Raw genomic sequence first — 25879 nt, 5'->3', positions numbered from 1 at the left:
CAAGGATTTGGATCGTTTTTATTCAACCCGATAAAAGTCAAAGTCAGCACGGCCTCCCGGTGCTTGCGTTGCATAACTGAACAGCGCAAACCGGTAGCCCATAAAGTGTGGCAGGGTGTATTCCATGTTCAGAGGGTCGCCAATGCTCTTCCAGTTTTCGCCATTCAGGCTGTACCAGAAAGTGGCGGTATCGTTCAAATCCTTGAAGTCAGCCCGAATCTGGAGATAAACCACCGATTGGGGCAACGCGATTCGCTCTTCAACCGCCTCCCTAACCGTCGAGTCTTCGGATTGGCCGGATACCATCACCAAGGAAGCGCCAGAGGCCGTTTGCTCGACGCCCACAAACCCGTAACGGGCCTGGAGGGCGGCAAGCCCGGCGACATCTCCCGCCCGCAACTCCGAGGTGTCGAGCGCAACGGTGGCCCGGGATTCGGGGCCAAACATACGCTGGGTAAGGGTGTTGCGCGTATCCAGCAACCCTTTGTCGGTGCGTCGATGGGTCAGACTCAGGTAGCCGGGCCGCTCGGCAACCGACCAACCCCGATCATCGGGGTTGTGATTCCACTGCCAGGCCAGCTTGAGGGGACTGGAAGGGTTTTGGGGGGACCTCACCGGCCCATAATCAAAGTTGTCTGAAGCAACGATGTTGCCCAACCCCGGCTGGCGCGAGGGAATACGCAGAGTCTCGGGGACCGTCCCATTGACGCCGTATACCGGCCAGCCATTCTCCCAGTGGACCGGCACCAAATAGGGGATGCGTCCTACCGCACCGGAGTCCCGGAACAGGAAGGCGAACCAGTCACCGTCGGGCGTGTCGATCAGGCCGCCTTGAGCGATGCCCCGGTCCTCCAGCACCACGCGCCCTTCGTAGGGCCCAGTCAGGTGTTCCGAGCGATAAACCAGTTGGGTGCGCATACCGTTGGCCGGCCAACTGATCAGGTTAATGTAATAGTAGCCGTTGGTTTTGCTGACCTGGGCTCCCTCCGCGGGCACCCAGAATTCCTCTCCCGCGATCGACGAGGCGTTTTCAATCACCGTCGTGCGCAGCCCGCCTGGCTTCACCGCCGTGGCATCGGCCGTGAGCTCCACTAAATGAATATCGTCATTGCCATAGAGGAGAAAAGCGCGCCCCTCATCAAACACCAGCGAGGCGTCGTGGAACAGCTCATCGATTTCAGCACGCTCCCACCGGCCGCTTTCAATGTTGTCGGTAGAAAAGATATAGGTCTTGCCCGTGTGATTGGCAAAGGTGCTGACATAAAAACGCCCCTTGTGGTAGCGCAGGCTGCTCGCCCAGGAACCTTGACCGTAGGCGTGCTGGCCATTGCTCAGGGTCGATGCATCACCATCCGAGAGCGTGTCATAGGCGTAACCGATCAGCTCCCAGTCCACCAGGTTGGGGGACTTCATCAGCGGCAGCCCCGGATTCATGTGCATGGTGGTGCTACTCATGTAGTAGACGTCATCCACGCGAATGACCGCCGGATCGGGGACATCCGCCCAGATCAGCGGGTTGCGTGCCAGAGCCTGGTCTTCTGTCTGGTTCTGTACCCCAACACCGGTGCTGCAGGCCAACAATGTGAGTAATGCCGCGCTGAGTCCCACACGCTGAATCATATTTATCCCTACCATTACTGCCTTTTGATTGCTGAACACGCCCTGGTGCAGGCGCGATCGCCACCTGCTGAATAGCCAAAAATACCGCTACGAAATAATGCCGCGGCAGGTTTGAGTGTGGCGCCAAGAATAGTTATAGTTATAGTTACAATATGTGATTATCATAATATATTGAGAAAACCCTCGAAGCAAATTTTATGAGAACGTTGAGGATCCGAAGAATGAAAAAAATGACTGCGTTGTCGGCTATGGCGCTTCTGGCCATTGTGACCGGCTGTGACTCGTCCAGCGATGCCCCCCACACCCAAGAAGCCCCGTCATCTCAAAGCGCGACCTCACCCCAGGAGGCTTCCACCGGGAAAACCGCCAGGTTCACGGAGTTTTCCTATCAAGGTGAGTCTCAGGAAGAAGTCACTGTGGGCGAAGGCGAGTTCCGTAACCCCGTTATTTCCGGCTACGCGCCCGATCCGACGGTGGCGCGGGTTGGAGACGACTACTATGTGGTCACCTCCTCCTTTACCCACTTCCCCGGTTTGCCCATCTACCACTCAAAAGACCTGGTCAACTGGACGCAGATCGACAACGCCATCGATCGACCGGGCCAGTTCGATTTCTCCGGTCTGGAGGTCTCCCGAGGAATTTTCGCCCCGGATCTTTCCTTCCACGAGGGAACCTACTATTTGGCGTCCACGTGCGTGGATTGCGGCGGCAACTTTGTGATGACAGCCGACAAACCCACTGGCCCCTGGTCGGATCCGCACTGGCTGGGCTTTGAGGGGATTGATCCTTCCATCCACTGGGATGACAGCGGCAAGGCCTACATCCTCAATAACGGCGCACCCAATGAAGAGCCACGGTACGACGGTCACCGGGCGATCTGGATTCAGGAGTTTGACTGGAAGAACCTCACCATGACCGGCGAGCGCAAGCAGTTGATTAACGGTGGGGTGGATATTTCCGAGAAACCGGTGTGGATTGAAGGCCCCCACATCATCCAGCGCAACGGTTACTACTACATTACCGCCGCCGAGGGCGGCACCAGTGTGCATCACTCACAGACCATCTTCCGCTCTGACAACGTCTGGGGCCCCTACAAGCCCGCCGACCACAACCCGATACTGACCCAGCGCGATCTCGACGCCGACCGGGAGGACCCGATCATCGCTGCCGGCCACGCCAAGTTTGTGCAGATTCCCAATGGCGACTGGTGGGCGACCTTTCTCGCCATCCGCCCCTACGACAATGACATGTTCAACATCGGCCGGGAGACATTCCTGCTGCCGGTTCGCTGGGAAAACGATTGGCCTTACATACTGCCCCGGGGCGAGCGTATTCCCTTCGCGCTGCAAAAACCCGAATTGCCAGAGCAGCCCGAAACCACACCGGCCAACGCCGGAAATTTCAGCTACACCGACCACTTCGACGGTGATGAGCTCGCGCTGAACTGGATGGGCATTCGCGACCCCGATGCGCCGTTTTATCACCTCGAGGATGGTGCTCTTAACCTGAAGTGCCACGGCGGTCTGGGTGATCTCGAAGCGGTGCCTACTTTCCTTGGCCGACGTCAACAACACCACATTGCAACCGTCTCCACCACGGTTTCCTTCGACCCGAGTGCCGAGGGCGAAAAGGCGGGCATTGCGGCCATTCAGAATGACGAGCACCTGATATTCTTGGGTATCACCCGTCTGGACGGCGAGCGGAAGATTGCCCTTTACCGCCGTGAAGGTTCCGAGGAGGACAGGCTGATCAGCTCTGCAACGCTGCCGGACTCCCAGGAGGTCACCCTTTCGATGGCGTTCAACGGTGGTGAAATGAAAGCCCACTACACCGTTAATGGCGAGCAACACACTCTCGCCGAGGACGTGGACGCGACCAACCTCAGTACCAACGTGGCCGGTGGCTTCGTCGGCACTTTGATCGGCCCTTACTGCACCGCTCCTTAATCCTACCCCGCCTCCCGACAAGTGCTCCTTTTCTTGCCGGGAGGTGGCCTGCTTGGCTTTCCCTGCGTTTTTTACGTGACGCTGCCAATGACTGACGCCGTCACTCGCTCCCCCGTGGAAGACCTAAGGCTCGCTGAATACATCATTCGAGGTATCGGCGGCATACTCGAGAATGTCCCCCGGCTGACACTCCAGAACCTCACAGATACGCTCAAGCGTTGCAAAGCGCACGCCCTTGACCTTGCCGGTGCGCAGCAGCGACAGGTTTTGCTCGGTAATACCGACGGCGGTGGCCAAATCCTTACCGCGGACTTTCCGCTTGGCCAACATAACATCCAGATTTACAACAATAGGCATGGCGAGCTCTTAGATAAACTGCTTGTTTTCGGTTTCCAACTGACTGGCTTTTACCAGAAGATCACTCATGACCCACAGTATCATGGCCAATACGATCACCTTGATCTCGCCACTGCCCAGTGAGACAGAGAGCATCTTTTGTCCCGCCGGATGGTTCCAGGACAACAGCACACTGGATAGCGCCATATGCAAAGGCTTGGCCAACGCCTGTGCAAACAGGAAGATCGAAAAACGCCTCAAGTTACGGCTGTTATTTCGATTGAACAGCTCCCCTCTGGCAAAGCCCGCAAACGCGCGACGCAGAAAGTAGAGACCTCCCAGGCCCACAGCCAGATACAGCGCGGTCAGTAACCATAAGCCATACCACTGGCCGGTGGTGACGCTCCGCCATTGTATCGGCAACTCCAGAGTACGTTTTGCCAAAGTGGCAAAAGCCTCAATATCGATGAGAAAGAAAAGGAGGGCCGCAGGCCCCAGAGCAAGAACGGCCAGGCAACCCCAGGCGATGACCTGGGAAAAACGTCGGGTCATGGTAGCTCCGCTTGACATGATTGATTAAAGGCAATAAATTATCGTTTTACAGTAATTATGTCAAGAGAGGACGCCCAATGATCAGCCGTTTATTAATCCCAGCCATTCTGGGAACACTCTTCCTGCACTCCACTGGCGCGTCCGCCCTAACGGTGGAGCAGTTCTCCAACATTTGCGACTCCGCCCCTGGCGAGTGCAGCGATCATCCCACCCTGCAAGCGTATGTGGGCGGAGCGCTGGATCTGATCGCCACGCTCGACGAGGAGACAAAATACCTCGATACTCTGTACTGTAGGGATCCCCAAACGCTGTTCGACGTACCGACCATCATCCGTTTTATGCAGGAGCACCGTGAAGGGTACACCGAGCGTAATGCCATGCTGCTGGTTGTCCGATACTTTGAGGCAAACGGTGGGTGCCAATCCGATGAATAAGCTATTGATTCTGATCGTGTTATTGGGGCTTTCGTCCTGCAGCAACAGAGGAATCTATGAAAACCTGCGCATACAGCAGCGGAACGATTGCCTGAAGGAACCTCCGGCTCGCTATGACGAGTGCGTCGAGCGCGCCGACAAATCCTACGAGGAATACCGACGCGAGCGTGAAGAAGCGCTGGAAGAGCCGTCAAACGGATCATAGTCAGGAGCCAGTGCCAAAAACCGGAGAAGGGAAAATGAAAGAATCGAAAGAGTTTTGGGACAAAGGCGCGCATCGCTATGCTAAAAGCCGGATTCGGGACGAGGCGTCCTACCAGAAGAAGCTGGCGATCACTCAGGAATACTTTCAACCGGATTGGTCCGTACTGGAATTCGGTTGTGGCACCGGAAGCACTGCCCTTATCCATGCCCCCCACGTCAAACAGATAGTCGCAACGGACCTCTCGGGAAAAATGTTGGAGATAGCTCAACGGAAAGCTCGGGACGCGAATGTGAAAAACGTCAGCTTTCAGCAAGGGACATTGGATAGCCTCGATTTTGAAGCGGAAAGCTTTAATGCCGTTCTGGGGCTCAACGTGCTCCACCTTATCGAAAACGTGGATGCCACTCTTTCAAGCGTCCACGGACTTTTGAAACCAGGAGGTATTTTCGTCTCCAGCACCGCACTGGTGGGTGAACTCAGTGTCATCTGGCGATTGTTGATACCGCTTATGCAACTGATCGGCTTGGCACCTTACGTGAACCGCTTTGGGAAAGAACAGCTCGTCTCCAAATTGACCAACGCCGGGTTTAGCATCGACCGAGAATGGCAGCCAGGCAAGGCGTCCGTTTTTATTGTGGCAAAAAAGCAACCGGAATTAACGCCATGATTGTCTTATACGTCGCTCTCGCCCTGATCACGGTCGTCGTTACCGCACTGGTCCTGCTCCGGCTTCTGGACTGGCGTGCGGACCGGGCTGAGTGGACCCGACTGGCGGCGCTGCAACCGGCGGATCCGCCGCTCTACGCCCCGTCCATGGTCGCCGACTTGCCAGAGCCCGCACGCCGGTTTTTCAACTTTGCCATTAACCCCGGCACACCACTTTACCGGGTGGCCGCTCTGCGCATGGGCGGTCAGTTCAGTTTGGGCTCGAAGGAGGCCCCCAATTATCAGCCCATGAACGCCGAACAGATTCTGGCAGCACCAGAGGGGTTCGTCTGGCGTATGCGACTGAAAAACGCATTGGGGGTATCCGGCTCGGACGCTGGACGCTGGACCCGTTTTCGTATCTTGGGGCTGGTTCCTGTGGCCCGGCTGGGAGGCAACCCGGACCACACTCGCTCCGCCTTCGGCCGCTATGTGGCCGAAGCGGTGTTCTGGACGCCGGCAGCTGTGCTGCCGGGAATCGGTGTTCAATGGGAGCCGGTAGATGTCGATACGGCGCGAGTGACGGTTTCGTCCGGGGAGTTGTCCCAAGCGGTGGAGGTTCGGGTTGATCCAGAGGGCCGCCCTACGCAGGTGTCGTTTATGCGTTGGAGCAACGCCAATCCCGACAAGACATTTCGCCTTCAGCCCTTTGGCGGCATACTCTCGGACTTTCGGAAGGTGGAAGGTTTCCACCTGCCCTTTCGGGTGGACGCCGGGAACGGGTTTGGGACGGATGATTATTTTGTTTTTTTTAAAGCCGAAATCAATGAGATTCGCTACATTCAAGGGGTCCGGTAGAAACCATTCGGTAACCAATGCTTCACTCTCTACTCCCGATTGCGCACTTTTGAGCCGTCGAGTAATGTAAGAAAATCGTCTTCGATAAGGAAGACCTACAGGAATAGCGCGATGGAATCGATCGGAACAATCATCATGTCCGAGTTTTCGGACTTCAATGACCTGAGTGAGTTTGTCATCGTCGTCACGCGGTTGTTGCTTGCCGCCCTTTTGGGAGGGTTGCTCGGGTTTGAACGGGAGCAGCGCGGCAAGGCTGCGGGAATACGAACCCACATGTTGGTTTGCATGGGTGCCACTCTGTTCGTCCTCGTCCCTCAGCAAGCGGGTATTTCCGATGATGGAATGAGCCGCGTTATCCAGGGCGTTGTAGCCGGCATCGGCTTTTTGTGCGCCGGTACCATTATCACCCGCGCCAGCGATCAAGAGGCTACCGGGCTAACCACGGCGGCCGGCATCTGGTTCACGACGGCGATCGGCATAGCCGTTGGCCTGGGGCGGGAACAGACGGCGGTTCTGTGTACTGTTCTGGCGTGGCTGGTGCTCTATGTCGTGCCTTTCTTTTCACGCTCGATATCCAGGAAAAACCAATGACGTTCCGGATCCTTTATGAGCAAACGCCCTGTTTCCGGCCCGCCACTGTGTACCGAAAGACAGGCCGAAAAACACGGTCGGCGTCTTTCCTGTTTTCAATTTCGGTCAACAGAACAACAAACTCATCCCCGCCGTAACGGCTGACCGTGTCCGTGGCGCGAACACAGGATATAATATTGGTTGCCACATCCTTCAGGAAACGATCACCCACAGTATGGTCGAAGGTGTCATTAATTTCTTTGAAATGATCCAGATCCAGAAACAGCAATGCGACTTGCTTTCGGTGGCGCCATCGATGACGAAAAAAAATTCCCTCAACCTTTCTACCGAGCGCGTCGTCGCTTTACCAGCCCATCAGATTCTCGGCCATTTTGATGCATAAAACGACCCATCAACGGTTTGACACTGACGCCGTGGACCAGGATGGAAAGTGTCACCACGATCAACGTCAGGCCGACCAGCTCCAAGGCAAGCTCTTCGGGCAGGCCGTGCTGGATAGCAAACATCAGGTAATAGAGAGAGCCGATACCGCGAACGCCAAACCACCCCACCATGGCCCGCAAGGGCCAGGAGGCGCGCGTACCGACCAACCCCAAAAAAACACTGAGCGGCCGCGCGACCACGAAAAGAAACAGCGCCAGCCCTACCGCACGTACACTCCAGGAGTCCAGAAACAGAGTGCCACCAATGAGCAGAACAAGCATCATTTCGGAGAGGCGCTCGAGATGTTCCTTGAAAACCAACGAGCCTCCACTAACCGATGGAGAGGTATTATCATTCAGACCGATATTTTCCGAATCCAGTCCAACCCGGACCAGCGCTGGCCGAGACGCCCCTTCAGGCTCGGTACCCACCGCTTTGAGTTCAGTTTGACGCAAGCTTACCGCCGCGAAAAACACCGCCAGAAAACCCCAGGCGTCCACCAGCAGGCTCAAACCGTAGACCACACCAATCAGACCAAGGCCTAGAAAGTTATCCATAATTTGGTGGCCGGCCTGAGAGCCCCGTAGCATTCGCGCCAGGTGAGCAAGCCCGACTCCGGCCGCCACCCCAATTCCAACACCGGCGGCCGTTGCCCAAAGTACATCGACCAGAATCCAACGCAAACTGAACTCACCTAGCTCGTGCAACCCCAAAATACCCAGGCCCAACATCACAAAGGGAAAGGCACTACCGTCATTCATGCCGGCTTCGCAGGTCAGGGTAAACCTCAACGGATCGCGGTCCCCCGGATGACGGGTCTGAACATCGGTGGCCAGCACCGGATCCGTGGGGGCGAGGATTGCGCCCAGAAGGATACCGGCGCCCAAGGGCAACCCAAGTACAACGTATGCAAAGGCGGCGACCATTGCGACGGTGAGCGCCATGGAGACCGTGGCCAGCAGCAGTGGCGTGCGCCAGCGGGAAAAGAAGATGGGCGCAGGCATTTTGACACCGGCGGAGAACAGGGAAATCAACACGACGATTTCGGTTAACACCCTGAGCAGCCCGGACTCCTCCAGCGGATTGAAGTGAAACACATTCAATAACGTAGGGCCCAGCAGCAACCCGAGAGTCAAGTAGAATATAGCCGGAGTAATGGGCGAGCGTTGGAGCAGGCTGTGGGTTAGTCCCCGCGCGAGCAACAGTCCGCCTACGATCAGGAACCATAGTGCGTCATGCATGCTCCATTCTCCACGTTGAGCGTTTGATTCCGGGCACCGCGCTCCGTTAAACCGTCCGGGTCGTGCCGATTTTCGACAACCGGTCCGTTTCCCGCTTCACCACCCCATAGCACTCGCAGCTCAGTTTTTCCAGCCGGGGGCGGTCGATCACTTCGATGTGGCCACGGTGGTACTCGATCACACCGAGCTTCTGCAGCCGCCCCGCCGCTTCCGTCACGCCTTCCCGGCGCACACCGAGCATGTTGGCGATAAGCTCCTGCGTCATAATCAGATGATTCGAAGGCAGTCGATCCAAGGAGAGCAGCAGCCAGCGGCACAACTGCTGGTCAATGGAGTGGTGGCGATTACATACGGCCGTTTGGGCCATTTGGGTGATCAGCGCCTGGGTATAACGCAGCACCGAAGACATTAACTCTCCGTGTCGATTGAACTCATCAACCAGCCGTTGGCCCGGCAGCCGGTAACCGGCACCACCGCTCTGGACCACGGCGCGGCTGGACGTGCTTTCGCCCCCCATAAACAACGAAATACCCACCAGGCCCTCGTTACCCACGACGGAAATTTCCGCCGAGGCGCCACTCTCCATCACGTACAACAGAGACACAATGCAGTCGGTGGGGAAATACACATACCGCATTTTGTCACCGGGTTCATAGAGCACCTTGCCCAAAGGCATGGTTATTTCGTCAAGATAGGGGAAAATCCGTTGCTGAACGTCTGGCTCCAACGCGGCAAGAATCAGGTTTTTCGTTGGGTGTAGAACCTGGGACATCGTTGACATCTCTCTGCTGGAATGTCTTTTTCTGCTTACATACTACATCATCTTCCGTGTCATATGTACGATGCAATGCATAATGCATTTCACAGTAGAGCGGGCAATGGGCTATCAGTTTCCCGGACGCGCCATAAAACCGTACCTGGTCGTCCGTCAGTATTTCTTTATCATCCCTATCCTCCCTGTAGGCTCGTCGTGGGTCATCCCTAGGAACAACGGCCCGAGAAACTGATAGCCCATCGCTCCGATAGTCATCATTATCGAGGATGTTAGCTTGTAAACCGAGAGGCTTCTGTACGATATCGAACATAGGGGTCAATTAAGGCCCAGGGGCAGACGACCAGGAGTGAATATTGGCATAATTTCTAACACTTTCGGTATAGCACTCGCAGGATGAAGCCTCAAGCCTCACTCGGTCGAGAATGGATACCCGTCCGCGACGGTAACCAATGATGCCCTCCCGTTGCAGGTGACTCGCGGCGATGGTGACGGCGCCGCGCCGGACACCCAACATTTCGGCGAGGCACTGATGAGTCAGGTGCAATGAGCCTGCCCTGTTCTGGTCATGAGCCAACAAAAGCACCCGGGCCAGACGCTTTACCACCTCATGAAAGTGCATACAGCCTGCGGCTTGGGTCAATTCCGAGAGGAGGAAGGACAGATAACGTTGCAGCGTATGAAGCAATGCCGGATGATTTTGTATAACTTCCCCCATTGTCGTGGCCTTCATGCGTAGCGCCAGGCAGGGTATTTGAACGACACCGCGCTGAATAGCTTGATCAACATTGAGAATCAGGACCGCTCCCAGCATTCCCTCGCGGCCGACTCTTCCGGTTTCCAGAGGCCTATGCCCGGGGAAACCGCTCATCAAGGAAATGCTACCGGCAATAGGGAAGTAGGCATACTTCAGACGCTTTCCAACGTCGCAAAGCACCGTACCGGACGCCAGCTCAACGCGTTCACATTGAGCCAGCACACCGTTGCGTTGTCCGGAAGGCAAACTGTCAATCAGACGATTCCCGCTAGAAGCGGTATCGACGGGCTCGCCTTTTCCTTTCAAGGACACTGCGTTCTCCCGAAAAACGAATCAGATCTTCCCCGTCAGAAACAAGATTAAGAGAACCAGCACCACAACGCTCAACACCCCGCTGGGCATATACCCCCACCCCCGACTGTGGGGCCACGCGGGGATCGCTCCCACGAGGATTAGCACCAGGATAATTAAAATAATTGTCGTCACACTCATGGTATTTTTCCCACTGTTGTATTGTCTGGCAAACGTTAGGTCAAATAAAGCCTTCCGTCGGTGCGTTGGCGTACAGATTCAATGCCTCAAACGTTTTAGAGTTAGTGTCGGAAAGAATCCAGAAAAGAACATTCCGGGCATGTCCAGGTTTAGCTCTGCTTGGCGGTAAACGTTCTGATTCAGGCAATCCCATATTACCCACACAGTTTTCGAGAACGCCGAACTCGCTATTCATGAGGAACACCAAAATGCACCAATTCATAAACAACCGTCCAGGCGGGCGCGTTCGCGGCGCCTTGTGTCTATCTGCGGCAATCATTCTGTTAAGCGCATGCACTTCGGCGCCTTTGGCGCCCACTGCCGCGCTGAACGAAGCACGAGACGCCATCGCCAGCGCCGAGCAAAGCGGCGCGCGGCAGCATTCAGGCGCCGAACTGGATGAAGCTCAGCAGAAACTGATACTGGCGGAGCGCCTGGTCCGCAGCGAACAGATGGTTGAAGCCGAGCGTCTCGCTCAGGAAGCCATGATTGTCGCGCAGCTCGCCTCGGCGCGGACCGAGTCCGCGAAAGCGTTGGAAATCAACAAGGAAATGGGCCGCAGCGCCGACGCCCTTAACGAAGAAATGCAGCGTAAAGGAGAACAGCAATGAAAATTCTGACAACTCAACCGGCAAAACGCCGTACCCTTTTTATGGCGCTGGCGTTCTCTTCATTGATGATCACTTCCTGCGCCGTAACGCCGGACAGCCCTCAGGGCGCCACCCAAGTACGCAGCAAACTGACGGCGCTGCAGAGCAATCCAAACCTGGCCGATCGGGCCCGGGTCGAGCTCAGGGAAGCGGAAGCTGCCGTTCGCGTAGCCGAGCAGCCGTTGTCCGGAGATGATGCCGCTCTGGGTGAGCACCGGGTCTACATGGCGGATCGAAAAGTGGCGATTGCCGAAGCCAAGGCAACCGCCCGCTATGCCGAAGACCAACGAGCCCAACTGGGTGAGGAGCGCAACGAAGCCCGGTTGGAAGCACGCACCCGGGAAGTCGGGCGGGCTCGTGACGAAGCCGACAGAGCACGCCTCTCAGAAGAACAGAGCGCGGAGGCAGCGTCGCAACAAGCGGCGGAGTATCAACGCCAGATCGACGCTCTGCAGGCCGAAGTCACCGATCGCGGTTTAGTACTGACTCTCGGGGATGTTCTATTTGCCACCGGCAGTGCGGCGCTGCAAGGGAATGCCAACCGCAACCTCGACGAACTGGTAGCTTTCCTGAATCAGTATCCCGAACGGCGGGTCCAGATAGAGGGCCATACCGACAATGTCGGCAGCGCCGAGTACAATCAGGCCCTGTCGCTACGGCGTGCAGAAGCCGTTAGCCAATATCTGGCACAGCAGGGCATTGTCTCACAGCGACTGTCTGCCGCAGGTATCGGTATGGGACAACCGATAGCGAACAACGACAGCGAGATGGGGCGCCAACAGAACCGACGTGTCGAGATTATCATCGAAAACCCGTCGTAGCCCTACTCCCATTGAAAAAGCCGCCTCGGGAAATCGAAGCGGCTTTTTTTATCCATTTCATTGTCAACGGGCCTCCCTGCCCTTCTATCAGCGTTTACTGCTTCTGATAGCGATACAGTTCAATCATGCCATCGCTCTGGCTGGTGCAGTAGAAACCATCGGCTTCGGGCGCCATGATGCCGCACTCGAAGTCTTCGGCCTCATCGGTGGTTTCAGACCACTCACCATCACAGGCTTCGCGCTCGCGCTCAACACTGGTGGATTCCGACAGTTGACGGCCGTTCAGGGTCCAGGTGAACTCACTCTGGTAAGTCTCACACTCACCGGTGTCGGTTTCGCTGGCGAAGCTGCCCGAGCCGTCGGCGTTCAGAGTCTCGGTGCCCAGGGGGTACCACTGGCAGTCGGTATTATCGAGCATGGTCAGCTCGTAGGTACCGGCCACCGTGCTCGCCTCAAGCGGCTCGATCACGTCCATCTCCATTGCCAGATTACCGGCCCAGCCCTGGTCATTGAGTTGTTCGCTGTAAACCAGAGAAAGCGGAGTCTGGGTCAGTGCCAACATGCCCGCGTACATCTCGGCGCAACCACTGTTGGCGGACTGAGCGGCCATGGGTTCGACCAATTCGAAGAGCTTCATCGGCTCGCGCAGGTTCAGAGCCAGGGCGGTGGTGCCGTTGATCTCCAGTGCTTCCTCGGCCAGCTTGTCCGCAGCGGCCTTGGCGGCCTCACCACGATAGGCCACCAGATGCTTGCCTTTGATGGCCAGGTAGTTGCCCCCCAGACCCAACGGGTCGGGGATTTCCACCGGGGTGCCATCGGCCGGGATTTTCATACCGGCAAATTGCGGCAGGTACGAGGTCAGCATGGAGGCCAGCGTGGCGGGGTTTTCAGCACTGACGCTGATCAACACCGAACCGTCCAGCCCCATGGGAGTTTTGTCGCTCGGCTCAAGGTTGTAAACCGCAACGCCGGCGCCGCGCACCGAATCAAACATGGCAGTGCCCATGGCGAGCATGGCCGGGTTGTAGGACTGGGCCTGTTGCTGCATCTGCTGCAACTGCTCACAGGCAAAGGTGGCCTCGGTGAACTGGGTCCACAGCTCGGTCAGAACCGGCACCAGCTCGCTGACGTTCACGCCCAGGGCGTAAGCGCCGAGTTTGTCATCGACTTTGGTGGCGTAGCCCGGAATAAACCCCTGCAGTTTCTGCAGTGAGGTCAGCACCGGCTTGTTTTCAATTTTCCAAAGGAAGCCGAGGGTCTGCTGGATCAGCTCGGAGGAGACGCTGTACTCTTCCGCGCCCATGGTAATGCGCGGCATGTGACCGGCCAGGGCCACGTAATCATTGCGGCAGGCATCGCTCAGGTCAGCACCGATTTTGCCCTCGAGTTCGGGGAACCACTGGCGCAGTTCGCGCCCGGTGCTGTTCTGTTCCGGCAGCAACAGGGCCTGGGCGATGCCGTGAATGTCGATAAAGCCCATGAACTGATCAGCTTCGGCGTATTCCGCACGCAGCTCTTTGAGGCGCTCGGAGCCGGCCAACGGTTGGGGCGCCGGCTGACGGGCAAAACGCAGCATCTGGCTTTCGGGGGTATCGGAGCCGGTCAGCACGGAGAGGGTCAGGGAGGTTTCATCCAGTACCAGGCCCAGTTCCAGCTCGGGCTTGTCTTCATTCAGGCCCCAGGCATACAGGGTGGCGCTACCCAGGGTGCCTTCACGAGCGCTCACGCCGGTTTCCGCCGCCGCTTCCGCCAACACCGCTTTCATGGGCTCGGGGCTGGTCAGGGAGAAACGGATGACCGGGGCGGCTCCATTGACATAGAAGCCGTAGGGCTGGGCGAAGCTGATGCCGTAGCGCTCGGAAACGGCCTCATAACCACCGGAGACGGCCGTCTGCACGTAGTCATCGAGCAACCACTTGATCAGGCGAGGGCCGGTGCCTTCTTCACTCTCTTCGAGTAAATCAAAAATCGGTTGCAGGTCGTTGGGGTTCATATTGCGCAGCATGGCATCGGAGGCGGCCATGTTGGCTTCGTCCGTTTGCCCGGCCATTACCAGTGGGCTGTCCACCGGTATGTAAGTGAGAAAGTCATCTAGCCCGTTGGACGCTGGCTTCGTGGTAAAGACGCCGGCAGCGATGGCTGCCACGACTGCGCCGACCACGATCACGACAGCGACCGAAATTTTGGTCATGGTTTTCATAGTGGAGAGTTTCCTTGTTGTTACGTGTTCAACATCCTAAAGAAGGCTGAGCGTTACGCTTTCAAGCGCGCGCTTATTTTGCCAGAAGGTGCCCGCGGGAGCCATGACCAAGTTCACGTCGTCGAAATCTTCATTCTGTTGTTGATAGCCACAAAAAGGGCCATCGCCCTGGTGGCGGTCAGCGTAGGATCGGATTCAGAGCCGGGCGTCGTCTGGCAGCCAAGAAAGCGCCGCTCCCAGTGCGGCGAAAGCCACACCAAAGACTGTGCGTTGCGTCATGGTTGATTTCTCTCAGTACATTATGATTTATTGATCAGCGAAATCATGTCACGATCGCTAAGTGAGGGTCAACGCATTGCGTCGACCCTCCACATCCGGAGCGGCAGGCTCATCTGTTACGCTGCGACACCATTTGTTGTTATTCGCTGTTTTAGCCCATTGGAGTCCGTATGGTTTGGGGTTACTGGTTGTTCGCGGGCGCCGTCGCCTGGAGTCTCACCACACCGGCACTGGCCAACACAAAGGCCGACACCGAGGTAAGTACCAAAGAGAGCTTTCCCACCTGTGTTGAACGCTTCCAGAAGACTGCCGAGTCCGAGGGACTCACTTCTGCCGTGGTGCAGTCCAGCATTGCCAACCTGAAATGGTCAGAGCGGGTGATCGAGCTGGACCGTCGCCAGCCGGAATTCACCACGCCTTTTGCGGATTACCTAAACCGACGCGTCACCCACCAGCGGGTGGAAGACGGCCGACGCCTGCTGCGTGAGCACCGGGAACTGCTCGCCCGCGTCGAGCGGGAGTATGGCGTGCCCGCCCCTTATCTGGTGGCCTTCTGGGGCCTGGAAACCAACTTCGGCAGCTACTTCGGCAAAATGTCCGTGCTCGACTCTCTGGCCACTCTGGCTTGCGATCAGCGCCGAAGCCAATACTTCACCCGCGAACTCATGTCCGCCCTGCGCATTGTCGACGAGGGGGCTATCAGTGCCGAGCGTATGGAAGGGTCCTGGGCCGGTGCTATGGGGCATGTACAGTTTATGCCCTCGGTATTCTTGCGCCACGCCGTGGATTACGACAAAGACGGCAAGCGCGACCTGTGGAACAGCTTGCCAGATGCCATGGCCTCGGCTGCCAATTTTCTGGACAGCATGGGGTGGGATCAAGACTATCGGTGGGGCCGTGAGGTCATTTTGCCGGAGGACTTCGACTACCTGAAAGCGGGGCTGAAACAGAAACGCCCTCTGTCCGAGTGGCGTGAGATGGGCATCCGCCAAACCAGCGGCGCGGCGCTCCCCGATGAAACCATCCAGGCCGCCCTGCTGGTGCCCTCTGGCCACGAGGGACCCGCTTTTCTGGTGTATGACAACTTCAAGGTCATCATGGGTTGGAACCAGTCCGAATACTACGCCTTAGCGGTCGGGTACCTGGCCGACCGGGTTGCCGGCGCGGGCAAACTGCACAACCCGCCGCCGGAAGACAGTCCCCGCCTGAACCGCGACCAGGTGATCGCCCTGCAGGAAACCCTTAAAGCCAAAGGCTTTGAGGTGGGTGAAGTGGACGGTATCTGGGGCCCAGCCACGCGCAAGGCGCTCAGCCAGTTCCAGAGTAAAAAGGACATGGTCCCCGATGGTTTTCCAAACCAGGCCGTGTTGGACGCCCTGGGTATTAACACTGAGGCACCGTAACGCTTAAAAAAAGAGGGCCAGGGATGGCCTTTCCGGCCCGTCGGTTTTCCGACACATTCTCATTCTCCATCCTCGCCCAACGCCGCACCGTCAAGGCTTTTACCCCTTCCGGCTCCTTATAACCGTTTCTTGACCGATTGATAACTTTTTCGCTGTTTATTCCTTATCTCAATAACAAAATGTTCTTTTTAGAACCTTTTTAACCTCCTGTCCGTGTGGGAGAATGCGCCAAGTGATCAGGATGTGCAGTCGGTCACAACTCTAGTCAGTCATTTTCCTTCGGCGCGGTGGCATTCGCTCAACCGGGCCGAGCATCAACTTTAGGTGTATTTGTCATGAAGAAGTTTTTGTTTGCAGTGTGCGCATCGGCCCTGTTCAGCGTTTCCGCCCTGGCCTGTACCGAGCCAACCGCTCGTCCCGCCATTCCGGACCCGGCCACTGCCGTGACCGCTCAGATGGTAAAGACCAACAACGAAGTGAAGTCATACGTGCAGGCACAACAGGATTACCTGAGCTGCTCCAACATGAGCAGCCGCAAGAAGCAGGAAGCACTGGAAGAATTGAAAGCTTACGCCGACACCTTTAACCAAGCCGTGCGTGAGTTCAAGCTGGCCTCTAACTAAGACGCCGCTTTAGTATTACCTGAGTTATTGCAAGACCGGAGCTTCGGCTCCAATCCGCTTTTCTTGTGTAAGCCCCCAACTTGGGGGCTTTTTTTATGTCAGGTTAAAACTGCACGGCGTCGGAATCTTCACCGAAGAAGTGGGGGCGCTCGGCCCCGACCGGCATATATTCCACCGAAAAGCCGGAAAAGCCTCCGCCCTGAAAGTAAGCCATTTCAAAACGGTGTTCGCCTTCGCTGAGCTCGACCATACAGGTTTGCTTGCGGTAGGGGCGGTCGGTATTGAACCGGCAGATCTCCTCGCCATCAATTTTGGCTACAAAACCATCGTCACTGCCGATCAGGAAACGGTATTCACCACCTTCGAGCACTTCGAAAGTGTGGTCAATATCGATAAAGAAGTTGTCGGTATACCCGATCTGACCCAGTTTGGTATGGCGCAGTTGGTTCTTGTGAAACAGATCGAGCCGATCCACCCAGACCCGACGCTGGTAATCCGGCTCCCGCTCCTGATCAATACGGCTGATCGGGGCTTTGTTTTTCACAATTTTCAACTCCACCACATCCGACACGAACGGCGGAGTGATACGCAGAAGAATGGCCGCAGCCACGCCAACCAGCAGCAGGGTGAGTACGGTATTTTTATTCCACCAGGCTCGCATTGTTATCGCACCACGTTCATTTGCCAGAGTTCAAACCAGTTACGGGCCTCGAACTGATCCTCGTTGATGGGCAGCCCATAGGAGAAGGGCGAGAACCAGGCGAATACCCCGATAACCAACAGCACGAACAACCCGAGGTTGATCATGGTGTGCCGGCGGTTGGCAATCACGTCATCGCGAAAGATGTAGGTGAATACCATGGCGAGATTGAGCATGCCGAATACCAAGGGCACCAGGTAGTGGTAAAGGTACATCACCCGGTCGATCTGCAGGATCGCCGTCATGTAACTGACGTAGAGGGTGGTAAAGGCAAGCACCCAGTAAAACTGCCGGTTGTCCTTGACCGGATTGCCGTAGACAAACCGACTGAGAATCAGCCCAATCGATAGCACGATGCCTGCCGCCACCGAAAACCAGACGATGGGGTTGGCAATGATCTGAATGTAACGAACTTTGACTTCACCATTGACGGTGTTTTTATCCCAGCGGTAATTAATGCTCTTATTACCCAGGGGCCAGCCGATGGCGTAGCTGCCGTTTTCCCCCGGTTTGCAGATATCCAGCCGGGCGACACCATCCGAGTACTCGAGCATGTAGCGGATGTTGTCGAGAGAGCCGTGGTAAAACGCTCTCAGGCTGTGACTGCGATCCGCCCGCACCTCTTCGAGGTATTCTTCGGAGGCCTTGTAGGTCTTGTTGCCCACAATGTTTTCTCCCAGGGCAATGTGCACGTATAGGAGGCTGGCAAACACGGCGATGATCGGCAGCACCGCGGCGGGCACCGTGGTGGCCAGACGCTGTAGCATGGCTTTCCAGCGCCAGGCTTTGATATTGTCCCACTGGTCCACGCCCCAGACCATGACGAACAGCAGCAGCAGGACCGCGCCGTTGAGCTTGACCGACACCACCAGGCCAACCAGCACCCCCAACCACGCATACTGGGGCAAGCGCAGGGGTTTTCCGCGTGTGAGAATGTGCACGAAGTAGTAAAGCGCGGCGAGGATAAAGAACAGCTGAATGCCTTCGAGCATGGCCGCCCTTGAGTGAACCACCAGGGCGTTGTCGAAAATCAGCAGCGCGCTGAAACCCGCCGCCACCCAGGTGCGCCGGGTAATCCGCCAGACGATGCCATAGAAAAACAGCACCGACGTAGCCATCAGGAAGGTAGATGCAAAGCGGAAGCCGGTAAAACTCATGCCCTCTGGCACATCGGAGCCGTCGAGATAATCGGTACGATTGAAGGCCCGCTTGTCGAGATCCTCATTGCCGCCGAACAGCGCTTCACCGGCGCCAATCAGCAACTTGCCGAGCGGAGGGTGCAGCTCCATGAACAGGGTACCGTCAATGTACTTCTGCCCGGAGGTGATGTGGTAGTTTTCGTCCCAGAACATCGATTTGGGAGAGCCATAATTCACACCGTACACGAGCAATGAGACAAGCAGTACGAGCGCGGGCACCCAAAAACGTCGGGTTTGAGCAATGGATTGCAACATGATCTTCGTATTATGGTTATTGAGCCCAGACGGAGAGCGCGCAGTCTAGGCTCCAGAGGTTCGCAGGTCTGCGAACATTATCACAATCCGGTGGGAAACTGGAGCCACGCGGCGTTTAGGGCCCTTTCTTGCCCATCTGTTGCTGCGCCTCCCACTCTTCCCGGGGCACAAAATCCAGGGCCAGAGAGTTGATGCAGTAACGCAGGCCCGTGGGGTCGGGGCCGTCTTCAAAGACGTGGCCCAGGTGCTCGCCACAGGAAGACACCACTTCCACCCGGCGGACACCGTACCAGGTGTAGTCGTCCTCCAGGCGAATATTGTCCTTGTCGAGTACGTCCCAGAAGCTCGGCCACCCCGTGCCGGATTTGTACTTGTGGCGGGAATCAAAGACCGGGATACGACAACCGACCGTGACGTACACGCCGTCGCGTTTGTTATCCAGCAGCTCCCCGGTAAACGCCCGTTCGGTGCCTTTTTCCCAGAGAATGTCGAATTCATCCTCGGTCAGCAGCTCGCGCCAGGTGTCTTTTTCAATACGATCGAGGTGTTTACCTGCCTCGATCCAGGCCTTGGCCTGTGCCACATCGGACTGGCCCACAGCGGGTAAGGCCCAGAGCAGCAAAAGCCCCAGCGTCAGCGGCAGGCCGCTCAAAAACCAGGGAAAATATCGCATATCAAGGTTCCTCCGACGGGTCGGATGATTCCGACGACTCACGGTTCGTTAGACCCGCGCCACCTTCAAACATTCGATCAAACTTGATAACTGGATCATCCCAGTCCCCTTCAATGGTGTAGCTGATGCTCGTCGCCTGGTCCACCTGCTTCTCAAACAGCTTGCTGACCAGGAACACCCCGGCAGCGGCGGGGAGCCCTGCGGCAACGGCGGTGAGAAAGGTCAAGTTGCCCGCGACCGGCAGCGTCGCCACCAGCCGGGTATCCACGGTTTCATCAATCAGGTCAGCACTGCCGGAGAGCTGCAGCCGGCTGGAGGGGCTGCGCACGAGCACCGGCTCGCTGAACACGACTTGCCCCTGATCCAGAGTCATCTGCCCCCGGATACTGTCGTAGGCCAGCCCGCTTTGGTAAAGGTCGGAAAAATCCAGGCGCAGCCGGCGCGCCAGAGAGTCGAAATTAAGCACGGCGAACAGCCGCAACAACCCGTCACTGCCGGAGGCCGGGTTCCGTTTGAAGCGGCCGGAAAGCACTTCGAAGTCCACGGTGCCGGAGACGGTTTTCCAGTCCACAGCCTGAGGGGGGCCGGGCCAGCGTAAGTTGAGCTGGTGATCGGCCGACTGGCTTTCGAGCACATCGGTCTGGCCGAAACGCTGCAGCACCTGCGACAGATCGCCAGCCGATACTCTGGCCTGCAGGCGCGTATGCTCCTCGGCGCCCTCTCCGAAATACCATTGCAGGCGACCGCCGCGATCTCCACTGCCGGTGACGGTCAAGCCCCGGATCTCCCCCTCAAGAGCGGCAATACGAATGTTGTTGGACTCGGGACGTAGCTCAAAACGCCAGCGGCCATAATCGCGTCCTCCCACGGTGAGGCGGGCGATCGACACGTCGGTCGCGGGCAATTGAGAGGGGTCGAACTCCTCGGCGGGCTCAGCCGTGGCACTCGGCTCGGCCGTCACGAAAACCGATTCCGGCAGAGAGACTCGCGCCAACGTCAGATCCAGAGGCTGCTCTGGCACCCACTCGATCAGGCCCGAAAGCTGTTCATTATCAAAACCGAGCCGCCACCCTCTTTCCATGGAGGTAAGGTTCAGCTGCAGGTTTTCCAGCAACAACGGGCCCACTTGATGCCGGGCCAACCGAATATCCGCTTGCACCGGCAAGCCGGCGAGCGCGTTCAGGGCGTCTGTCCCCGCCCCCGCCGCCGGAGGGGTCATCGACCGGTAGCGCTCTATTGCCTCTCTCCAGGCCGGGACGTCCAACTGTTGGAGTGTTCCGACGAGGCGAACGCCGGGTTCATCAGGCAGTTCCGGCCTTACTCCCACCCCGACACTGAGCCGTTGCAGATCAAGCTGCTGGTCCAACTGCGCCAACGCCTTCAGTCTTTCCCCGTAATGCACTTCGGTCAGGGCCGTTTGACGTCCGAGAATCAGATTAAACCGAAGGGATTCGCGCTCAGAGGCGCTTTTTCCCAGCGGTTCAGGCAGATTCAAGGCCATTCCCTCAAGATCACTCTCCAGAGCCAGGCTCGCCAGACGCTGATCCCGGTCGGGTTCGGGATTGATGTGATGGGTCAGTGAGAGTTGGCTGGTAAATCCGGTGGTGCCTTCGAGCAGTCGCAGGGCCGGTTTTGCCGTCCACTCCGCCAGGCGCTCACCGGAAACCCGACCGGAGAAGGCGATCTCGGTCATGGGCAGGCCCTGCTCGGTCCGACTGGCCACGCTCAACTGCAGGGGCTCGCCGAATAGCTGGCCTTCAATACCCGGGCTACTGAGCCCCGAGCCGGAACGGTAATACAGGGGGCCAGTCAGGTCCCGCAACGTCAGTCCGAGGTTGCCAAAGGTCAGGCGCGGCAGGTTCAGCTCCATGGCCACATCCTGTCGCGCACCCGGCGCGCCGTCCTCGAGGGGAATCGCCAGGTCCAGGTTGGCCTTTACGGTGCCCTGGGCGCTCCATTTGTCCATACTGTCGTTAACGTAGCGACGCAGGTAGCCCTCGCGCAGCAGCCGTAACCCATCACTGGCCGGGGCCTCGACGGTTCCATCGATGGTCAACAGCAAGCCCTGCCCTGCAGGGTTTTCCCCGACGTGAATGCGGGTACCGGAAATCTGGCTGTTGTACAGCCGAGCCTGACTAATGCGTGCATTGACTTCGTTGTCATTGAGCACCAACTGGCCGCTGAGGTCACTGAGGGCGGGCCAGTCCGGGTGGTAGCGCAGATCGGCCCCGACCATGTCCAGCGCCAATTGGTAGCTGCGGGACAAGGGCTCGCCGGGGCGGTTGAGAGTGCCGCGAAAGACAAAGTGCGCATTCGCGGCCCGGCCGGGGTTGTTTTCCCCCAGACTGCGGTCCAACCATTGGCGCAGCGAGTCGGGCACGCCTTTGGGGAGATACTTACGGTAGGCACCGACATTGAACTCCTCGCCGTGGATATCCAGATACAGGTCGATATCGCCCGTATGTCGCTTCCACGGCAGTGACAACCACATGGAGCCCCGGGCCTGCTCACCCGCGCCACGCAGCTGCAGCGGGCCACTGTTGACGTAAATCTGATTCTGCTCTGGCAAGAGGTGCCAGGCCACCTGGCCGCGGGCGGACTGATAATTCATGGGCTCGGCGTAGGCCTTCGCAAAGTACATGCTGAAGCCGTTTCGACTGTCCAGATCCACATGGCCGCCGGCTGCGCTCGCCTGGACGTAGCCATTGACACCGGTCAGCCCGGGTACGCCTTGCCAGGGGTCAACGGCGACTTCTTCCAGTTCGGCGCGCAATTGCCAGTCACCCGGCTCACCCTGAGGTGCACTCAGTTGAACCCGGCGCAAATGCCCCTGGGGGTTCAGCGTGGAGAGCACCTCCCTGAGTTTCCCATCCCCCAGCAGGCCCAACTGGCCGGCAAGCGAACTCCAGTACGGCAGATTGATATGATCGACCAGCAATTCGACGGGGGCCCCGGTGGCATCGGCGGACAGCGCCACTTGCAGGGGCTCCAGGGCCCGATCCCGCCACTCCGCGCTCAGATCAATGAGATTCAGGCGCCACTGCCCCGAGCGGGCCCACTCGCCGCTGACACCGGCGCTGACCCGGTCCAGGGTCAACGATTCCAGTGGCAGTGCCACCTCGTCCAGGGACAGCTGCCCAACCCAGCTGTAGCCGCCGTCCTCCTGACTGGAAAACCACAGGCGGGCGTTCATCTGCCCTTCCCGATACCACTCCCGGTGTTCGCTCTCACCAAAGAGAATGCCACCAATGGCGGTCAGCGGCTCCAGCGTCGGGAATTCACGCAGTTGCAGGTATCCCTCGGTATGAAAAGTATCCGGGTCGCGAGGGTCGCCCTTGCCTTCCAGCACGGCTACCAGGGCACGATCGCGGTTTTCAATGTCGATTTGAAGGGACAGACGATGGAAATCGTTCTGGTGTTCCAGCAACAGGTAGGGGGCCACAAACTGCTGTTGATGACCATTGGCAAAGGTCAGTTGAATGCGGGCATCGAGCATTTCCACCCGCGTGCCCAGTTGAAACAGGGTCAGCAGGTCATCCGGCGCGAGCGGCTCTTCGGCCAGTTCCTGGTCGGTCAAATCCGGCAGGCCCCAGTAACCGTCGGGCCCCTGGTTGAGGGACAGGCGCGGCCCCTGAAGCTCGACCTTATCCCACGCCAGGCGCCCGTCGGCCACACTGCTGAGCAGGTTGAGTCGCAGCAGCAGGCTTTCGGCCTGGAGCAGACGGTGCCCTTCAGCGTCGTCCACGACCAACTGGTGCAGCCGCAGGGTCGGCGTCAGGTCCTCCCAGTGCGCTTCCAGCCGGCCAACGGCCACCGATAGCCCCAGTTGCTCGGACAGATAGTCTGCCAGCTCCTGGTCGTAGCGCTCGAGCAGAGGGAAAAGGCTTCGGCCAGACTGAACCACCACCGCGAGTGCAATCAGCACGATGGCACACAGAATGTAGAATTTCTTCAAAAGGTACGCTAATACCGAAACCATAACCTGAGGGATTCCTCATACCGGCTGCGCAAACACCCGGGAATACCGGGTATCCCCGCGCAGACCCGGATATCAGACCAGCACAATGTCGTACTGTTCCTGGGTAAAGAGGCTTTCTACCTGGAACTCGATGGTGCGGCCAATAAACGCCTCGAGGTCTGCCACGTAGGCGGCATCCTCATCCAACAGGCGGTCTACGACCAGCTGTGAGGCCAACACCAGAAATTTGTCGTTATCGTAAGCGCGCGCCTCTCTGAGAATCTCCCGAAAGATCTCGTAGCACACCGTTTCCGCCGATTTCACCTGGCCCCGTCCGGAGCAGAGCGGACAGGGCTCGCACAACATCTGGCCGAGGGACTCGCGGGTGCGCTTGCGGGTCATCTCCACCAGGCCCAGGTCGGATACGCCGGTGATGTTGGTTTTGGCGTGGTCTTTCTCCAACGCTTTTTCCAATGTCCGCAGTACCTGGCGCTCGTGCTCGGGATCCTTCATATCGATAAAATCGAGGATAATGATCCCACCGAGGTTGCGCAGGCGCAATTGTCGCACAATGGCACTGGCCGCCTCCATATTGGTTTTGAAAATCGTCTCTTCCAGATTGCGCCGGCCCACGAACGCGCCGGTATTGACGTCGACGGTGGTCATGGCCTCGGTCTGTTCAATAATCAGGTAACCGTTGGATTTGAGTGGTACGCGGGTATCCAGAGCGCGGGCAATTTCGTCCTCCACACCGTACAGATCGAGCAAGGGACGTTCGCCACTGTAGCATTCGATCAGGCTCTGCAGCTCAGGGTAATAGCCGGCGGCAAATTCGCGCATCTGCGACCAGCTCTGGCGCGAGTCCACCCGGATTTTCTCAATCGGCGCCCGGGCCATGTCGCGCAGGGCGCGCAAGAACAGAGGCATATCGGTGTGGATAGCGCTGGGCACCGCGGCCTGGGTCGAGCGCTCTTCAAAGTCGGTCCAGAGTTTCTGCAGAAAGTCGATATCGTTGCGCAGCTCATCCGCTCCGACGCTCTCAGCCACGGTCCGCAGGATAAAGCCCCCGCCGACACCGGCCTCGTGCGCGAGCGACTCCACCAGCTCGCGTAGACGCTGGCGCTCGGCGTCATCATCGATGCGGGTGGAGACGCCGATATGAGCGCTGTTGGGCATGTAGACCAGGTAGCGCGAAGAGAGGCTGAGGTTGGTGGTCAGGCGAGCGCCCTTGGTGCCGATCGGGTCCTTGCTGACCTGCACCAGAACCGTCTGCCCCTCACGCACCAGGGTGCGGATGTCCGGTGCCTCCCCCCGGCGCCCTTCCTCTTCTACCGAATCGGTCATATCCGAGGCGTGAATGAAGGCCGTGCGCGCCAGGCCGATTTCCACAAAGGCGGCCTGCATGCCTGGCAGGACCCGGACCACTTTGCCTTTGTAGATATTACCGACATAACCTTTGTTGTGACTGCGCTCGATGTGCAGCTCCTGGAGTACGCCGTTTTCGACCAGCGCCACTCGGGTTTCCACCGGGGAAACATTGACCAGTAATTCTTCGCTCATTCATCCGCCCCTGAAGTCTGGTGCCGTTGCGTCTGGTGCGAGTCGACGCGGTGCCCCCACCAGGGAATCTCGAACTGATTCAACAGCTCGGCGGTCTGCGCCAACGGCAGGCCCACCACGGCGCTGTAGCTGCCCTCAATACGCTCGACGAACACGCCGCCCAGCCCTTGAATGCCGTAACCTCCGGCCTTGTCCTGCGGCTCTCCGCTGGCCCAATAGGCGTTCATTTCAGCCTCGTCCAGGGCACGGAAAAACACCCGGGTGCGCACCAGAGCGCTGCGTTCCCGTTCGCCGTCACAGAGCGCCACAGCCGTCAGTACCTCATGGGCCCGCCCGGACATGAGCCGCCACATGGTCAGGGCATGGTCCCGGTCGAGGGGTTTTTCCAACACTTTGCCAAGGCAGACCCCGATGGTATCCGAGCCCAGAACCGGGGCCGGGGCCAAACCCTGCTCGCGGGCATGGGCCCAACCAGATCGAGCCTTGTCCAAGGCGAGCCGGCTGACGTAAGCCTCGGGAGACTCATCGGGGGCGCGCTCTTCGGGAACCGAGAGCGTCAGGCAGTCAAAATTCACGCCGAGCTGCGCCAGTAACTCGCGCCGGCGCGGCGACTGTGAAGCCAGGTACAGATCCGTCATGCCAGAATC

The 25879-nt window shown here is 58.0% G+C and carries 26 protein-coding genes; 10 read left to right on the top strand and 16 right to left on the bottom strand.

Annotated features, from left to right (window positions below; genetic code table 11):
* Positions 1–18: 18 nt before the first annotated feature.
* Entirely contained in the window at positions 19–1620 is a 1602-nt protein-coding gene (locus G547_RS0103940) for a glycoside hydrolase family 43 protein (protein WP_036187004.1), read from the bottom strand.
* A gap of 221 nt (positions 1621–1841) precedes the next feature.
* Between G547_RS0103940 and G547_RS0103935 the strand changes: the two genes are divergently transcribed.
* Positions 1842–3566 carry a glycoside hydrolase family 43 protein gene (locus tag G547_RS0103935; protein WP_027328718.1) on the top strand — a complete coding sequence of 575 codons (1725 nt, stop codon included), beginning with the start codon at positions 1842–1844 and terminating at the stop codon, positions 3564–3566.
* A gap of 123 nt (positions 3567–3689) precedes the next feature.
* Here the strand turns inward: G547_RS0103935 and G547_RS0103930 are convergent, their stop codons facing one another.
* Complete coding sequence (locus tag G547_RS0103930) at positions 3690–3923, bottom strand: helix-turn-helix domain-containing protein (protein WP_027328717.1); 234 nt, start codon at positions 3921–3923, stop codon at positions 3690–3692.
* 9 nt (positions 3924–3932) lie between these two features.
* Positions 3933–4454: a DUF2975 domain-containing protein gene (locus tag G547_RS0103925; RefSeq protein WP_027328716.1), complete on the bottom strand. Its 522-nt coding sequence runs from the start codon at positions 4452–4454 to the stop codon at positions 3933–3935.
* A 77-nt stretch (positions 4455–4531) separates the two neighbouring features.
* Between G547_RS0103925 and G547_RS0103920 the strand changes: the two genes are divergently transcribed.
* From G547_RS0103920 to G547_RS0103900, 5 genes are all read left to right on the top strand, one after another.
* Positions 4532–4888: a hypothetical protein gene (locus G547_RS0103920; protein ID WP_027328715.1), complete on the top strand. Its 357-nt coding sequence runs from the start codon at positions 4532–4534 to the stop codon at positions 4886–4888.
* Positions 4881–5093 carry a hypothetical protein gene (locus tag G547_RS0103915; RefSeq protein WP_036187002.1) on the top strand — a complete coding sequence of 71 codons (213 nt, stop codon included), beginning with the start codon at positions 4881–4883 and terminating at the stop codon, positions 5091–5093. Before G547_RS0103920 ends, G547_RS0103915 begins: the two co-directional genes overlap by 8 nt.
* 34 nt (positions 5094–5127) lie before the next feature.
* Complete coding sequence (locus G547_RS0103910; protein ID WP_027328713.1) at positions 5128–5760, top strand: class I SAM-dependent methyltransferase; 633 nt, start codon at positions 5128–5130, stop codon at positions 5758–5760.
* The gene (locus G547_RS0103905; protein WP_027328712.1) at positions 5757–6596 is read left to right on the top strand and encodes a DUF6544 family protein; all 840 of its coding nucleotides are present in this window, start codon (positions 5757–5759) and stop codon (positions 6594–6596) included. Before G547_RS0103910 ends, G547_RS0103905 begins: the two co-directional genes overlap by 4 nt.
* Positions 6597–6707: 111 nt before the next feature.
* Positions 6708–7187, top strand: coding sequence for an MgtC/SapB family protein (locus G547_RS0103900; protein WP_027328711.1), 480 nt, complete (start codon positions 6708–6710; stop codon positions 7185–7187).
* 13 nt (positions 7188–7200) lie between these two features.
* On the opposite strand, the gene G547_RS23930 is transcribed toward G547_RS0103900, so the two are convergent.
* The 6 genes from G547_RS23930 to G547_RS23305 all read right to left on the bottom strand — a co-directional run bounded on the left by G547_RS23930 (position 7201) and on the right by G547_RS23305 (position 11107).
* Complete coding sequence (locus G547_RS23930) at positions 7201–7497, bottom strand: diguanylate cyclase (RefSeq protein WP_084645648.1); 297 nt, start codon at positions 7495–7497, stop codon at positions 7201–7203.
* A gap of 13 nt (positions 7498–7510) precedes the next feature.
* The gene (locus tag G547_RS20055; protein WP_036187000.1) at positions 7511–8851 is read right to left on the bottom strand and encodes a cation:proton antiporter; all 1341 of its coding nucleotides are present in this window, start codon (positions 8849–8851) and stop codon (positions 7511–7513) included.
* A gap of 46 nt (positions 8852–8897) precedes the next feature.
* On the bottom strand, positions 8898–9623 hold the full coding sequence (locus tag G547_RS0103885; protein WP_036186991.1) for a Crp/Fnr family transcriptional regulator: 726 nt from the start codon (positions 9621–9623) through the stop codon (positions 8898–8900).
* 322 nt (positions 9624–9945) lie between these two features.
* Positions 9946–10692: a Crp/Fnr family transcriptional regulator gene (locus G547_RS0103875; RefSeq protein WP_051234776.1), complete on the bottom strand. Its 747-nt coding sequence runs from the start codon at positions 10690–10692 to the stop codon at positions 9946–9948.
* Between the two features lie 21 nt (positions 10693–10713).
* Positions 10714–10872, bottom strand: coding sequence for a DUF3309 family protein (locus tag G547_RS22940; RefSeq protein WP_036186989.1), 159 nt, complete (start codon positions 10870–10872; stop codon positions 10714–10716).
* A 40-nt stretch (positions 10873–10912) separates the two neighbouring features.
* A complete protein-coding gene (locus G547_RS23305) occupies positions 10913–11107 on the bottom strand; it encodes a hypothetical protein (protein WP_157209777.1) in 195 nt (64 codons plus the stop codon).
* Positions 11108–11120: 13 nt separating this feature from the next.
* Here G547_RS23305 and G547_RS0103865 point away from each other — a divergent pair, with 13 nt between their 5' ends.
* Together G547_RS0103865 and G547_RS0103860 are read left to right on the top strand one after the other, a co-directional pair.
* The gene (locus G547_RS0103865) at positions 11121–11522 is read left to right on the top strand and encodes a DUF4398 domain-containing protein (RefSeq protein WP_051234774.1); all 402 of its coding nucleotides are present in this window, start codon (positions 11121–11123) and stop codon (positions 11520–11522) included.
* On the top strand, positions 11519–12382 hold the full coding sequence (locus tag G547_RS0103860) for an OmpA family protein (RefSeq protein ID WP_027328706.1): 864 nt from the start codon (positions 11519–11521) through the stop codon (positions 12380–12382). The genes G547_RS0103865 and G547_RS0103860 overlap by 4 nt, the downstream gene beginning before the upstream one ends.
* Positions 12383–12476: 94 nt before the next feature.
* Here the strand turns inward: G547_RS0103860 and G547_RS0103855 are convergent, their stop codons facing one another.
* A complete protein-coding gene (locus G547_RS0103855; RefSeq protein ID WP_027328705.1) occupies positions 12477–14582 on the bottom strand; it encodes a hypothetical protein in 2106 nt (701 codons plus the stop codon).
* A gap of 449 nt (positions 14583–15031) precedes the next feature.
* Between G547_RS0103855 and G547_RS0103845 the strand changes: the two genes are divergently transcribed.
* The gene (locus G547_RS0103845) at positions 15032–16264 is read left to right on the top strand and encodes a lytic murein transglycosylase (protein ID WP_051234772.1); all 1233 of its coding nucleotides are present in this window, start codon (positions 15032–15034) and stop codon (positions 16262–16264) included.
* Between the two features lie 335 nt (positions 16265–16599).
* Positions 16600–16887 (top strand): hypothetical protein, encoded by a 288-nt coding sequence (locus G547_RS0103840; RefSeq protein ID WP_027328702.1) that lies wholly within the window; start codon positions 16600–16602, stop codon positions 16885–16887.
* 103 nt (positions 16888–16990) lie between these two features.
* Here the strand turns inward: G547_RS0103840 and G547_RS0103835 are convergent, their stop codons facing one another.
* The 6 genes from G547_RS0103835 to G547_RS20035 all read right to left on the bottom strand — a co-directional run bounded on the left by G547_RS0103835 (position 16991) and on the right by G547_RS20035 (position 25870).
* Positions 16991–17548, bottom strand: coding sequence for a PA14 domain-containing protein (locus G547_RS0103835; protein ID WP_027328701.1), 558 nt, complete (start codon positions 17546–17548; stop codon positions 16991–16993).
* A 2-nt stretch (positions 17549–17550) separates the two neighbouring features.
* Positions 17551–19041, bottom strand: a complete 1491-nt coding sequence (locus tag G547_RS0103830) for a phospholipid carrier-dependent glycosyltransferase (protein WP_027328700.1) — start codon at positions 19039–19041, stop codon at positions 17551–17553.
* A 115-nt stretch (positions 19042–19156) separates the two neighbouring features.
* Positions 19157–19714: a peptide-methionine (R)-S-oxide reductase MsrB gene (msrB, locus tag G547_RS20045; RefSeq protein WP_084645644.1), complete on the bottom strand. Its 558-nt coding sequence runs from the start codon at positions 19712–19714 to the stop codon at positions 19157–19159.
* A gap of 1 nt (position 19715) precedes the next feature.
* Positions 19716–23693, bottom strand: a complete 3978-nt coding sequence (locus G547_RS20040) for a YhdP family protein (protein ID WP_051234770.1) — start codon at positions 23691–23693, stop codon at positions 19716–19718.
* A 72-nt stretch (positions 23694–23765) separates the two neighbouring features.
* Positions 23766–25232 carry a ribonuclease G gene (gene rng, locus G547_RS0103815; RefSeq protein WP_027328699.1) on the bottom strand — a complete coding sequence of 489 codons (1467 nt, stop codon included), beginning with the start codon at positions 25230–25232 and terminating at the stop codon, positions 23766–23768.
* Positions 25229–25870 carry a Maf family protein gene (locus G547_RS20035; protein WP_051234768.1) on the bottom strand — a complete coding sequence of 214 codons (642 nt, stop codon included), beginning with the start codon at positions 25868–25870 and terminating at the stop codon, positions 25229–25231. Before G547_RS20035 ends, rng begins: the two co-directional genes overlap by 4 nt.
* Positions 25871–25879: the final 9 nt, after the last annotated feature.

The organism is Marinimicrobium agarilyticum DSM 16975, assembly GCF_000423345.1.
In the GTDB taxonomy this organism is placed as follows: Bacteria; Pseudomonadota; Gammaproteobacteria; order Pseudomonadales; family Cellvibrionaceae; genus Marinimicrobium; species Marinimicrobium agarilyticum.
The sequence above is the reverse complement of the archived record's forward strand: the minus strand, read 5'-3'. Positions and strand labels throughout refer to the sequence as shown.

Coding starts and splice junctions, on each gene's coding strand:
- G547_RS0103855 (WP_027328705.1), bottom strand. CDS start 14,582: ATGAAAACCATGACCAAAATTTCGGTCGCTGTCGTGATCGTGGTCGGC.
- G547_RS0103905 (WP_027328712.1), top strand. CDS start 5,757: ATGATTGTCTTATACGTCGCTCTCGCCCTGATCACGGTCGTCGTTACC.
- G547_RS0103900 (WP_027328711.1), top strand. CDS start 6,708: ATGGAATCGATCGGAACAATCATCATGTCCGAGTTTTCGGACTTCAAT.
- G547_RS22940 (WP_036186989.1), bottom strand. CDS start 10,872: ATGAGTGTGACGACAATTATTTTAATTATCCTGGTGCTAATCCTCGTG.
- G547_RS0103935 (WP_027328718.1), top strand. CDS start 1,842: ATGAAAAAAATGACTGCGTTGTCGGCTATGGCGCTTCTGGCCATTGTG.
- rng (WP_027328699.1), bottom strand. CDS start 25,232: ATGAGCGAAGAATTACTGGTCAATGTTTCCCCGGTGGAAACCCGAGTG.
- G547_RS0103920 (WP_027328715.1), top strand. CDS start 4,532: ATGATCAGCCGTTTATTAATCCCAGCCATTCTGGGAACACTCTTCCTG.
- G547_RS0103930 (WP_027328717.1), bottom strand. CDS start 3,923: ATGCCTATTGTTGTAAATCTGGATGTTATGTTGGCCAAGCGGAAAGTC.
- G547_RS23305 (WP_157209777.1), bottom strand. CDS start 11,107: ATGAATAGCGAGTTCGGCGTTCTCGAAAACTGTGTGGGTAATATGGGA.
- G547_RS0103845 (WP_051234772.1), top strand. CDS start 15,032: ATGGTTTGGGGTTACTGGTTGTTCGCGGGCGCCGTCGCCTGGAGTCTC.
- G547_RS0103860 (WP_027328706.1), top strand. CDS start 11,519: ATGAAAATTCTGACAACTCAACCGGCAAAACGCCGTACCCTTTTTATG.
- G547_RS20040 (WP_051234770.1), bottom strand. CDS start 23,693: ATGGTTTCGGTATTAGCGTACCTTTTGAAGAAATTCTACATTCTGTGT.
- G547_RS0103835 (WP_027328701.1), bottom strand. CDS start 17,548: ATGCGAGCCTGGTGGAATAAAAATACCGTACTCACCCTGCTGCTGGTT.
- G547_RS0103830 (WP_027328700.1), bottom strand. CDS start 19,041: ATGTTGCAATCCATTGCTCAAACCCGACGTTTTTGGGTGCCCGCGCTC.
- G547_RS0103915 (WP_036187002.1), top strand. CDS start 4,881: ATGAATAAGCTATTGATTCTGATCGTGTTATTGGGGCTTTCGTCCTGC.
- G547_RS0103885 (WP_036186991.1), bottom strand. CDS start 9,623: ATGTCCCAGGTTCTACACCCAACGAAAAACCTGATTCTTGCCGCGTTG.
- G547_RS20035 (WP_051234768.1), bottom strand. CDS start 25,870: ATGACGGATCTGTACCTGGCTTCACAGTCGCCGCGCCGGCGCGAGTTA.
- G547_RS0103910 (WP_027328713.1), top strand. CDS start 5,128: ATGAAAGAATCGAAAGAGTTTTGGGACAAAGGCGCGCATCGCTATGCT.
- G547_RS20055 (WP_036187000.1), bottom strand. CDS start 8,851: ATGCATGACGCACTATGGTTCCTGATCGTAGGCGGACTGTTGCTCGCG.
- G547_RS0103865 (WP_051234774.1), top strand. CDS start 11,121: ATGCACCAATTCATAAACAACCGTCCAGGCGGGCGCGTTCGCGGCGCC.
- G547_RS0103940 (WP_036187004.1), bottom strand. CDS start 1,620: ATGATTCAGCGTGTGGGACTCAGCGCGGCATTACTCACATTGTTGGCC.
- msrB (WP_084645644.1), bottom strand. CDS start 19,714: ATGCGATATTTTCCCTGGTTTTTGAGCGGCCTGCCGCTGACGCTGGGG.
- G547_RS0103925 (WP_027328716.1), bottom strand. CDS start 4,454: ATGACCCGACGTTTTTCCCAGGTCATCGCCTGGGGTTGCCTGGCCGTT.
- G547_RS0103840 (WP_027328702.1), top strand. CDS start 16,600: ATGAAGAAGTTTTTGTTTGCAGTGTGCGCATCGGCCCTGTTCAGCGTT.